The 12,475-nt window shown below is 64.4% G+C and carries 7 protein-coding genes; all 7 read left to right on the plus strand.

The window, feature by feature from the left end; genetic code table 11:
• Positions 1-2,322, plus strand: a 2,322-nt coding sequence (locus ACZM96_RS02340) for an FAD-dependent oxidoreductase (protein ID WP_489487071.1), incomplete at its 5' end; no start/stop codon positions are given.
• 157 nt (positions 2,323-2,479) lie between these two features.
• Positions 2,480-3,709 (plus strand): LL-diaminopimelate aminotransferase, encoded by a 1,230-nt coding sequence (locus tag ACZM96_RS02345; RefSeq protein WP_489487073.1) that lies wholly within the window; start codon positions 2,480-2,482, stop codon positions 3,707-3,709.
• Between the two features lie 127 nt (positions 3,710-3,836).
• Positions 3,837-5,423: a sigma-54-dependent Fis family transcriptional regulator gene (locus ACZM96_RS02350; protein WP_489487075.1), complete on the plus strand. Its 1,587-nt coding sequence runs from the start codon at positions 3,837-3,839 to the stop codon at positions 5,421-5,423.
• A gap of 364 nt (positions 5,424-5,787) precedes the next feature.
• Positions 5,788-6,189 (plus strand): DnaJ family domain-containing protein, encoded by a 402-nt coding sequence (locus ACZM96_RS02355; protein ID WP_489487077.1) that lies wholly within the window; start codon positions 5,788-5,790, stop codon positions 6,187-6,189.
• A 44-nt stretch (positions 6,190-6,233) separates the two neighbouring features.
• Positions 6,234-9,149: an excinuclease ABC subunit UvrA gene (gene uvrA, locus ACZM96_RS02360; RefSeq protein ID WP_489487079.1), complete on the plus strand. Its 2,916-nt coding sequence runs from the start codon at positions 6,234-6,236 to the stop codon at positions 9,147-9,149.
• Positions 9,150-9,151: 2 nt separating this feature from the next.
• Positions 9,152-10,603, plus strand: coding sequence for a DUF4139 domain-containing protein (locus ACZM96_RS02365; RefSeq protein WP_489487080.1), 1,452 nt, complete (start codon positions 9,152-9,154; stop codon positions 10,601-10,603).
• Positions 10,604-11,227: 624 nt separating this feature from the next.
• Complete coding sequence (locus ACZM96_RS02370) at positions 11,228-12,421, plus strand: PSP1 domain-containing protein (protein WP_489487082.1); 1,194 nt, start codon at positions 11,228-11,230, stop codon at positions 12,419-12,421.
• Positions 12,422-12,475 lie beyond the last annotated feature (54 nt).

Genomic DNA, 12,475 nt, shown 5'->3' on the forward strand with positions numbered 1-12,475 from the left:
TTTTCCATAGATACTCTTGTTCAGCACGAACGCATGTCCACGCAGGATCTGCTGCTGGCCATCGGCGAGGCCGTGGCCCGGGGCGAAACGGAATTCGACATCCATGCGTCCGGTCAGCACGACATCGGCGGCCCGCTCTGGAACGCCGAAGGCCGCACCCTGCGCTTCCATGTGACCAATCCCGGTCAGCGCGTGGGCTGCATGGGCCTCGATCACACTGAAATCGTGGTGGAAGGCTCCGCCCCCGCCGACGTGGGCTGGCTCAACTCCGGCGCGCGCATCACCGTGAAGGGCGACGCCGGCGACACCGCCGGTCACTGCGCGGCATCGGGCGTCATCTACATCGGCGGCCGCGCGGGCACCCGTTCCGGCTCGCTCATGAAGCACGATCCGCTCTACTCCGAGCCCGAACTCTGGATTCTCGACGGCACCGGCTCCTTCCCGTGCGAATTCATGGGCGGCGGCAAAATGGTGGTCTGCGGCCTCGACACCCCCGAAGGCGCTTCCGTGCTCGGCGAGCGCGCCTGCGTCGGCATGGTGGGCGGCGTGGTGTACTTCCGCGGCAATCCCGGCTCCTACGCCGAAAACGACGTGGCCGTGCATGATCTCGACGAGGCGGACATCGCCTTCCTTTCCGCCGGTCTGAAGAACTTCCTGGACGCGGTGGACAAGTCTTCCGCGCTCGAAACGCTCAGCTGCTGGAGCGAATGGCGCAAGCTTCTGCCCATCAAGAGCGGCGATCACAAAAAGACCCGCATGAGCGTTTCCGACTATCACGCCAAGGAATGGGTGAAGGGCGGCATTTTCAGCGACGTGGTGAAGGACGACTTCCGCGTGAACGGTCTGGTGGCGCGCGGCGATTTCCGCCTGCGCGTGCCATCCTGGGACAACGCCGCCACCGCGGCTCCCTGCGAGTACGCCTGCCCGGCCAGCATTCCCACACAGAAGCGCTACAACCTGCTGCGCGAAGGCCGTACCGAAGAGGCCCTGCGCCTCGTGCTCGACTACTCTCCCTTCCCCGGCTCGGTGTGCGGCGGCGTGTGCCCCAACCCCTGCATGGACGCCTGCACCCGCGGCTGCCGCATCGACTCGCCCATTCAGATAGGACCCCTCGGTCGCGAATCGGCGCTCATCAAGGTGGAGAAGCCCTCCGTGCGCACCGGCAGGAAGGTGGCCGTCATCGGCTCCGGCGTGGCCGGTCTCTCCGCGGCCTGGCAGCTCGCCCGCAAGGGTCACGACGTGACCGTGTACGAAGCCGACAAGGTCGTGGGCGGCAAGATCGAACAGGTCATTCCCCGCGAGCGTCTCGATCACTCCGTGCTTGAGGCGGAAATCCGCCGCATCGAGGACATGGGCGTGAGCTTCGTCACCTCCTGCCGCGTGGACCGCGAAAAGTTCGACGCCCTGCGCAAGGAAAACGACGCCGTCGTGGTGGCCGTGGGCGGCACCAAGGCCAGAATGTTCAACTGGCCGGGCAAGGAACGCATCGTTCCCGGCATCGACTACATGAAGGCCGTGAACAAGGGCGAACATCCCGTCACGGGCAAGAACGTCATCGTCATCGGCTGCGGCAACGCGGGCATGGACGCCGCGGCAGGCGCCTATGCCGAAGGCGCGGAGCACGTCACCTGCGTCGACGTGCAGAAGCCCGCGGCCTTTGCCAAGGAAATCGCCCACATCGAATCCCTCGGCGGCAAGCTCGTGTGGCCCTTCATGACCAAGGAAATCACGCCCGAAGGCATCATCGACGACAAGGGTCGTCTTGTTCCCGGCGACATGGTCATCATCACCATCGGCGACGAGCCGGAAATCGACTTCCTGCCCGAAGGCGTGCGCACCTTCCGCGGCAGCTGGGTGGTTCCCGGCGACGACATGAGCATTCTGCCCGGCGTGTTCGCCGCGGGCGACGTGGTGAAGCCCGGTCTGCTCGTGACGGCCATCGGTTCCGGCGCGCAGGCGGCCAAGGCTGCCGACGCCTACCTCATGGGCAAGCCCGCTCCCAAGGTCGATTCGCGCGACATGGCCTCCTCCCGCCTCAGCCTGGAATATTTCTCCCGTGTTCACAAGGCGGATCTGCCCGATCCCGCGGACGACTATTCCCGCTGCGTGAGCTGCGGCTCCTGCCGCGACTGCGGCATGTGCCTGCAGTCCTGCCCCGAGAAGGCCATCTCCCGCGTGGAAATGGACGGCATCTTCGCCTACGTTTCCGACCCCGAACGCTGCATAGGCTGCGGCGTGTGCGCGGGCGTGTGCCCCTGCGGCGTGTGGACCATGCACAAGAACACGGAAATGACCTTTCCTGTGGAAGGCGCTTCGGCCTGACCCCTTCCGTTCCGGCGCATGTGCGCCGGAACGAAGCTGAACCGCCTGACCGGGGGGAGCGCTTCGCTCCCCTTCTTCCGGCGGAGCCTTGTGAAAAACGGCTCCGTCTTTCAAACGCACCAAACGCTCCGGCCGCGCCGGAGAACTGGAGAATATCATGCGCAGCATCAACAGCGCCTATGCGGGCCTTTCCGGCAACTATCTGTTCAGCGAAGTCGCCCGCAGGGTTCGCGCGTACAAGGAAAAGCACCCCGAGGCCGACGTCATCAGCCTCGGCATCGGCGACGTGTCCCAGCCGCTGGTTCCCGCGGTCATCGAGGCCCTGCACAAGGCCGTGGACGAAATGGGCCGCGCCGAAACCTTCCGCGGCTACGGCCCGGAACAGGGCTATGCCTTCCTGCGCGAAGCCATTCTCAAGCACGACTATCTCTCCCGCGGCGTGAATCTCGACGCCGATGAAATCTTCATCAGCGACGGCGCGAAGAGCGACGTGGGCAATTTCCAGGAACTCTTCGGCGAAGACGCCGTCATTGCGCTCACCGATCCGGTCTATCCCGTGTACGAGGATTCCAACGCCATGGCCGGCCGCGGCGGCGTGCATGAAAACGGCCGCTGGAGCCGCATCGTGTACCTGCCCTGCACGAAGGAAAACAATTTCTGCCCCGCCCTGCCCGAAGAGCGCGTGGACGTGGTGTATCTGTGCAGCCCCAACAATCCCACCGGCACCGTGCTCGACAGAGACGCCCTGACCAGATGGGTGGAATACGCGAAGAAGAACGATTCGCTCATCATGTTCGACGCGGCCTACGAAGCCTTCATCCGCGACGAATCCATTCCGCGCAGCATCTTTGAAATTCCCGGCGCGGACGAAGTGGCCGTGGAATTCCGCAGCCTTTCCAAGACCGCGGGCTTCACGGGACTGCGCTGCGGCTACGCCGTGGTGCCCAAGAAGCTCACGGCCCGCGCCGCCGACGGCACCGTGCTGCATCTGCACGACATGTGGCTGCGCCGCCAGTGCACCAAGTACAACGGCTGCCCCTACATCGTGCAGCGCGCGGCCGAAGCCGCCTTCATGGAACCGGCCAGAACCCAGATGAAGGCCGTGCTCGGCATCTACCAGAGCAACGCCGACATGATGCTCAAAACCTGCGCCAAGCTCGGCCTCGAAGCCTTCGGCGGCGTGCATTCGCCCTACGTGTGGCTGAGAACGCCCGGCGGAACCGATTCCTGGGCCTTCTTCGACATGCTGCTGGAGAAGGCCGGCGTGGTCTGCACGCCCGGCGTCGGCTTCGGCGCGAGCGGCGAAGGCTACGTGCGCCTCACCGCCTTCAACACTCCGGAACTTACCCGAGCCGCCCTTGAACGGCTGGAAAAGGTCATCAAATAATCTCCGGCTCCGGACGCGCCCCGCGCCACGTTGCCGGCGCGGGACGCATCCTCCCGGCAACGCTTTCCCGCGGCGCGTCCGCCGCTGAACATTTCTCGCGGGCTTCTGCCCGCCACGGATCACTCCCATGCCCGACCACGAAATTTCTCCCAACTCGTTCGAACCCTATCTCGACAGTCTGCGGCACATCGTACACTGCCTTGAACCGGGTCTCCCCTTCCGGGAAGTACTGCGCCGGGTGCTCTGCTCTCTTTCCGGCGACATGCCCTTCGAGCGCCCTCACATCGTGGTACAAAACCCGGAAAACGGAAGTCTGCACCTCTCCATGGCCGAGGGACAGACTTCCGTTCCTCATCTCACCTACGCCCCGGGCAAGGGCATCACGGGCCAGGTGTTCGCTTCAGGCAAGCCCATCATCGTGGACTGCATGAAGAACCACCCCGACTTTCTCAACAGACTTTTTGAAAGAAGTGAAGAACAGCTCCGCACGCTGGCCTTCATCTGCGTGCCCGTCACCACGCAGAAGCGCTCCGGCGAGCCGGATTCCGGCCACGTCACCGTGGGCACCCTCAGCGTGGACACCCCCATGGCCGATCACGAAATTCTGGAGCTGCGCTGCCGCCTGCTCGAAGTGGTGGCCGCTCTGGTGGGCCATCAGGTGGCCTGCCTGCAGGAAGACATGGTGCGCCAGGCCACCCACTACACCCGTCAGGACGACAGGCCCCTGCCCTCCGTGCTGCAGGCCATGCCTTCCATCGTGGTGCTCTCCAAGTCCATGAACCATGTGCTGCATCACGTGGCGCAGGTGGCTCCGAGTCAGACCACCGTGCTGCTGCGCGGCGAATCCGGTTCGGGCAAGGAACTCATGGCTTCGGCCATCCATCAGTGCAGCACGCGTGCCTCGCGTCCGTTCATCCGCCTCAACTGCGCCGCCCTGCCCGCCGACCTTGTGGAAGGCGAGCTCTTCGGCTGGCAGAAGGGCGCGTTCACCGGCGCGCAGCAGGCGCGGCGCGGCGTGTTTGAACAGGCCGACACCGGCACCCTCTTTCTCGATGAAATAGGCGATCTCTCCCTGCCCGCGCAGGCCAAGGTGCTGCGCGCCATTCAGGAAAGAGAAATCGTGCGCCTCGGCAGCGAACGCCCGGTCAAGGTGGATGTGCGCCTCATCTGCGCCACGCATCAGCCTCTGGAAAAGCTGGTGGACAAGGGCCTCTTCCGCGAAGACCTCTACTACCGCATCAACGTGTTTCCGCTGTTTCTGCCGCCGCTGCGCGAACGCAAGGACGACATTCTGCCCCTCGCGGAACATTTTCTGCACATGTTCTCCCGCAGCTACGGCCGTCCGGCCAAGCGCCTGTCCCCGCAGGCCGCCGACGCCCTGCTCGCCTGGCACTGGCCGGGCAACGTGCGTGAACTGCAGAACGCCATGGAACGCGCCGTGCTGCTGTGCGAAGGCGAACTCGTCTGCCCCTGCCATCTTCCGCCGGCGCTGCGCGCCGCCGTGGCCGAAGACGCTCCCGCCGAAACGAACGGCCGCGCCCTGGGCTTCCACGAAGAAGTGGGACAGCTCGAAAAGAAAAGACTGGAAGAAGCGCTGGTGCGCAGCCGCGGCAACATTCATCAGGCCGCGCGCGACATCGACATCACCTACCGCATCTTCTACTACAAGATGAAAAAATACGGCATCGACTACCGGCGCTATCTGGCCCGGTGACACAAGCCTTCCCGCACATGCCCTGCGGGATTCCCCTGCGCCGGATCCCCCCCCACACACTGCCGGCGCAGGGACCACATTTCCCTCCTCTCCTTCCGCGGCGGAGCGGCCTTCGGTCGCTCCGCCGCCCCTTGATCCCACGTCCGCCCGGTGCGCGCTCCCTCCGGAACATTTTCCCGCACGCGCTCCCGGCTCCGGACGTTTTTTTTTATTTTTCCCGCTTCATCGCAGGATGCCTGCTCCGGGCCTTTCCGGGCCTTGTTGCTCCTTTTGGCGCCATGTTTCCCGCAGGCGCGCCCTGTTCCGATCATTGAAAAACACGGCGCTCCGGCGTATAGACAAAACGAATCCAAGGGAGGAAGGCATGGCGGAAGATTTCCTGCATTTCATGGCCAGCCAGGCCGAACGCCGCATTCAGGCCGCGCAGAAGGAAGGCGCCTTCGACCATCTTCCCGGCGAAGGCAAGCCCCTGAACTTCGAGGACGACAGCGCCGTGCCCGGCGAGCTGCGCATGGCCTACAAGGTGCTCAAAAACGCCGGCTACCTGCCGCCCGAACTTGCCGACCGCAAGGAAATAAACACCATTCTCGACCTGCTCGAACACTGCGACGAAGGCGCGGAAAAGGTGCGGCAGATGCAGAAGCTCGACGTCATCCTCATGCGCATGAATCAGCGCCGCGAGCGCTCCGTTGCCATTACCGAACACGATCCTTATTATGAAAACGTGGTGCGCCGCGTCACCCTTCTGAAAAAGGGCCGGCGCTGAACCGACGCCTTTTTCCGCTTTTTTCTCGAACAACAAGGACCATCATGACCCCCACGAAATCCGCGGGCCCCTGCATCCACATCGAGGGAGCCCGTCAGCATAATCTCAAAAACGTCAACGTCGATATTCCGCGCGATCAGCTTGTGGTCGTGTGCGGGCCTTCGGGCTCGGGCAAGTCCACGCTGGCCTTCGACATCGTGTACGCCGAAGGTCAGCGCCGCTATGTGGAATCGCTCTCCACCTACGCGCGCATGTTTCTGCCCAAGATGGACAAGCCCCTCGTGGACAAAATCGAGGGTCTCTCCCCCGCCATTTCCCTGGAACAGCAGACCACCGCGCACAACCCCCGCTCCACCGTGGGCACGGTGACGGAAGTCTATGACTTTCTGCGCGTGTTCTTCGCCAGACTCGGCAAGGTGTACTGTCCGCACTGCGGCGCGCCCATCGAGGCCCACGCCTCCGACGAAATCATTGCCGAAATCATGAACATGCCCGAAGGCGAGCGCATCATGCTCATGGCTCCGCTCGTGGAACTGCAGAAGGGCACCCACGCCGACCGCTTCAAGAAGCTGCGCGCCGAAGGCTTCGTGCGCGTGCGCGTGGCCACGCTCGGCGAAGAGCCGCAGATCTGCAATCTCGACGAAGCTCCCGCGCTCGACAAGAACAAGAAGCACAGCATCGATCTTGTGGTGGACCGCCTCGTCATCAAGGACGACATGCGCACCCGCCTTGCCGATTCCGTGGAACTCGCCCTGCGCTACGGCAAGGGCCGCGTCATCGTGAGCGTGCCCGGCAAGCCCGACGTCGTGCATTCCACCGAATCCGTGTGCCCCCGCTGCCATGTGAGCGCCCCCGTGCCCTCGCCGCAGCTCTTCTCGTTCAACAGTCCGCAGGGCGCGTGCCCGCAGTGCCTCGGCATAGGCACCGTGGTGGCCTTCGACGAAGGCCTCATCGCTCCCGACGAATCGCTCTCCCTGCGCCAGGGCGCGCTTGCTCCCTTCTCCTCGCCCTACTTCATGGCCAAAATAGGCAAGGCCCTCGAAGCGCTCGGCAAGCGCCAGGGCTTCACCCTCGACACTCCCCTCAGGGATTTTTCCGACAAGGCCAGAAAGGCCCTCTTCAACGGCGAGGCCGGCGGCATCACCCGCACGGGCAGCCTGCGCCGCAACTTCATGGGCGGCACGAGCCTCAACCGCGACGAAGGCTCGGAACCGCTTTCCACCTCGCACTGGCCGGGCGTCATGTACCTGCTTGAGCAGCGCATGAAGCGCGGCGACGCCTGGAGCGACATTCTCAGCCGCTACAGCTACGAAGTGGAATGCCCCACCTGCCACGGCACGCGCCTGCGCAAGGAAGCCCTCTCCGTGCGCGTGAACGACCTCAACATCGAGGACTTCTGCAACCTTTCCATCGAACGCGCCCTTGAATGGGTGAAGGGACTCTCCTTCACCGGGCGTCACGCCATCATCGCCGAGCCGCTCATCAAGGAACTCACCTTCCGCCTCGGCTTCATGGTCAACGTGGGCCTCGAATACCTCACCCTCGGCCGCTCCATGGTCACGCTCTCCGGCGGCGAAGCCCAGCGCATACGCCTTGCCTCGCAGCTCGGCTCCGGCCTCGTGGGCGTCACCTACGTGCTCGACGAACCTTCCATCGGCCTGCATCCGCGCGACAACGAACGGCTCATCCGCACTTTGCGCAGCCTCCAGAAGCGCGGCAACACCGTGCTCGTGGTGGAACACGACGAAGCCACCATCTGCGAGGCCGACACCGTGCTCGAAATGGGCCCGGGTTCCGGCTCGCAGGGCGGCGAGCTCGTGTTCGCAGGCACGGTGAAGGAACTGCTCAGGCATTCCGATTCGCTCACCGCGCGCTACCTGCGCGGCGACCTCACCATTCCCGTGCCGGAAACGAGACGCCGCTCCGAAAAGTTCCTCACCCTGCGCGGCGTGACCACCAACAACCTCAAGAACATCGACTGCGCCATTCCCCTCGGCGCACTCACCTGCGTCACCGGCGTGTCGGGCTCGGGCAAAAGCTCGCTCGTCATCGACACGCTCTACCGCCGCGTGGCGCGTCACTGCGGCCTGCGCACCGAACAGCCCGGCCCCATGAAGGGCGTGGAGGGCCTCGATCAGATAGAGCGCATCGTGTCCATCGATCAGACGCCCATCGGCCGCACGCCGCGTTCCAACCCCGCCACCTACACCAAGGTGTTCGACGACATACGCAAAATCTTCGCCATGACCCCCGACGCCAAAAAGCGCGGCTACACCGCCAGCCGCTTCAGCTTCAACGTGTCCGGCGGGCGCTGCGAAACCTGCAAGGGCGACGGACAGATACGCGTGGAAATGCACTTTCTGCCCGACATCTTCGTCACCTGCGACGTGTGCAAGGGCCGCCGCTTCAATCACGAAACCCTCGAAGTGCGCTACAAGGATCTGAACATCTCCGAAGTGCTCGACCTCACCGTGCATGAAGCAAGGGAATTCTTCTCAAGCTACCCCGCCCTTGAACGCCGCCTCGGCGTGCTCGAAGACGTGGGCCTCGGCTACCTGCGCCTCGGACAGGCGGCCACCACGCTTTCCGGCGGCGAAGCGCAGCGCATCAAGATATCGCGCGAGCTCGGCAAGAAGTCCCTGCCGCGCACCCTATACATTCTCGACGAACCCACCACCGGCCTGCACATGCACGAAGTGGGCAAGCTCATCAACGTGCTGCATCGTCTGGTGGATCGCGGCGCCACCGTGGTGGTCATCGAGCACAACACCGACGTCATTCTCTCCGCCGATCACATCGTGGATCTCGGCCCCGGCGGCGGCGAAAACGGCGGCACCATCATCGCGTCCGGCACGCCCGAGGAAATCATGGAGAATCCGGCCTCCATCACCGGAGCCTTCCTTGTGGAAGAACGCAAAAAACGACGCGACTTTCTGAACGCCATACTCAGCGAGGACTGATCATGAAACTCCGTCTCCTTCTTCTTGCGGCGCTGCTTCTCGCCTCTGCCCACGCGCAGGCGAAACCCGTTTCCGTGGTGCTGTACCCCGCGGGCGCGCTCGTCACGGAAGAGGAGACCGTCAATCCCGAGAGCCGCGTCGTTCTCAGCCTTCCGGCGGGCGCGGATGCGGAAAGTCTTTCCGTGTCGCTCTCCTCCGGCGTCGTGCTGGAATCGAGGCTCAGCGTCAGGCAGACGCCATCTTCGGCCATGGAAACGCTTCAGCGCGAGCTTGAAAACGTGCGCGGCGAGCTCTCCCGCGTGAGCGCCGAGCGAAAAAGCGTGTCCGCCGAGCGCCGGTTCTGGGCCGATCCGCCGACCTCTCCCGCCGAAAACGGGCAGGAGCTCGAAGCGCTGGCGCAGGAAACGCGTCTTCGCCTTGCCGATCTTACGCAGAAGGAAACGGAACTTTGCGCGCGCGAAAGAGCGCTGGAAAAGGAAGTTCAGAATCTGAATGCGCGCATGAAGGCGCTCGGCAGCCACAACAACGCCGTGCAGGAATGCGAGCTCGTCATCGACGGAAAGGGCCCGGCAACCGCGCGCTGGACCTACTTTCTGCCCGGCGCGTCCTGGAAGCCGAGCTACCGCGTATCGGCCGAAGAAAAGACGGGACTCGTGCGCATCGTCATGAACGCCGTGCTTCGTCAGGACAGCGGCGCGGACTGGAAGAACGTGGACGTGACGCTCGCCTCCGCCGAGGACGCGCGCCGCGTGGAGCCGCCCGCCCTGCCGATGTGGACGGAAGGCGATGAACGCCCTCTTCTGGGCTCCGCAAACATCATGGCCGCCAAGGCAGCGGGCGCAGCAGACGCGCAAAGCCACGCCACGGGCGTTTACTGGCCGCTCGGACGCCTGAACGTTCCCGCCGAGGGAGAGATCACGCGCCTCGCCGCAACCTGCGAGCTTCCGGCCGAATTCTGCCGGCTCGTGCGTCCGCTTCAGGACTCGCGGGCCTACTTCACGGCAACTCCCGCATCGGAAGCGCTGCCGCTTCTGCCTGCGGGACAGGCCGTCTTCGTGGTGAACGGCATGGAAAACGCGCGCGGCCTATTCCGCCTGAACGCGACCCGGAAGGAGATCTTCTTCGGCGTGGATCAGCTTGTTTCCGCAACGACGCAGGAACTCTCCGCCACGGACGCCGACGTTCCGGCCTCCATGAAGGCGCGGCAGCGGCGCTGGAAGGCAGACATTCACAGCGGTCACGACTGCGTCGTGGAGGTACGCGTGGAAAGCCCCGCTCCCATTCTGCGCGACGCGCGCATGAGCGCCAGGACCAAAAGCCGCCCTGCCCCCGAGCTCAACGAAGAACATGCCTGCTATGAATGGAAGATGGAAATACCTGCGCACGGAACGTCGAGCATCGTGCATGAAGTGACCATTGCCGCTCCGGCGGAACACTCCCCGGCGCTTCACTGACGCCTTTTCAGGCGGAGGCTTTTCGCCCGGCGCGTCCTGTCTCCCGGCGTGTCTTTCCGCAGGGCGCGCCGCCCTCCGACGAACATCACCCGGCCAGGCAACGCTGCGGGCACGAGCATCTTCCGGGCAGGCAGCGCGCTTTCACGTCGGCAGCATGGCTCCCCCGCGCCGGGAACAGGCCGCGCGGCGAGCGCCGCGGCGTCCCCTCCGGCCGGATCTGACGGCTCACCCCTCGCCCGCCGCAGGGCTTCGCCACCCGGTGCAGGCGCAGGCCACAACGCCGACTTCTCTCCTTCGCAGAGGCAACACTCCCGCCCCGCGGCAGAGACTCTCCGATATGCGCTGATCCTGCCAGCGATGGGAACGAATTGCTCCCGTCTCAGGGCTTCGCCCGTCTCTTCGACGTGAGCCTCTCCTTCCTGCGGCGAAGCGCCTTCCCCCTCCGTCCCGCGCGAAGACGCCCCCCCGCGTCCGCGACACTCCCGCGCCGCGCTCCCCGGCCCGGGAACAGCGCGTCAGCGCGCCTTCGGGCATTGACAAGTGTTTTCCCGGAAGGGTATCCTTCCCAGGATTCCCCGCGGGCCCTGCCCGCCTTTTTTCATCCTAAAAATTTTCTCGGTCATTATGAAGCAAACGATAGGCATACGTTTCAGCCGCTACGGACAGGTGCTCGCCTGCCTGCACGACACCGGGGACGACGCTCCCCTCGCCGTGGGCGAAAGCGCCATGGTCATGACGGAACGCGGTCTGAACTGCGGTCAGGTGGTCTGGCAGAGACCCTGGCAGGAAGACTTGGAACACGTGCTCAAGGCGGCCAACGTGGCCGTGCAGAGCATGAGCGGCTCGGACTCCGACGAGAACGGACAGGACGACGATCACGCCGCGCCCATGCCCTCGGCCCGACGCGCCACCGAAGAGGAAAAGCTCGCCGCTCAGGACAACGCCGTGCTTTCCCGCGAAGCCTATCAGTTCTGCCGCCGCTGCATCGCCGACCGCAAGCTCGACATGAAGCTCGTGGACGTGGAAATTCTCTTCGACCGCAGCAAGATGGTCTTTTTCTTCACCGCGCCCACGCGCATCGACTTCCGCGATCTGGTCAAGGATCTCGTGCGGCAGTACCGCACCCGCATCGAACTGCGTCAGATAGGCGTGCGCCACGAAACCCAGATGCTCGGCGCGCTCGGCAACTGCGGCATGGTGTGCTGCTGCCGCCGCTATCTGCACAAGTTTGCGCCGGTCACCATCAAAATGGCCAAGGAACAGAATCTCTTCCTCAATCCGGCAAAGATTTCGGGCATCTGCGGCAGACTTCTGTGCTGCCTGAGCTACGAACAGGAAAATTACGACGCCTTTCACAGAAGCTGCCCGCGCCTCGGCAAGCGCTATCAGACCACCGAAGGCCCCATGCGCGTGCTTCGCAGCAACATGTTCCGCAATTCCGTGGTGGTGCTGCCCGACGGCGGTCAGGAAACGGAAATGAGCCTCGAAGACTGGCAGGCCCTCAAGCCCACGCGCTCCGAAGTGCCCCCCGCTCCTTCCGCCAAGGAACAGAAGCCCCAGAACGGCAACGGCATGATGGTGGTTTCCGCCGCGCCCGAAACCCTCGACGACGACCTTGCCGGTCTCGAACCCGTGGAAGGCGCGCCGCAGCCCGTGTCCCACGAGCCCAGCATGATGAATTCCGAAGAGGCCACGCATCGCAGGAGGCGTCCGCATCACCATCAGGAGCAGCACGACAAAAACCGCCGTTCCCGCCCCGCTCGCGAGCCGAAGGAACACGCCTCGAACGACGACGCCTCCGGTCAGAGCGCGCAGTAGCAAACGCCCTGCGGCCCCTTTTCCGGCGAAGCCAGCCGGCACGACAAAGAAACA

The organism is Mailhella sp., from assembly GCF_057866825.1.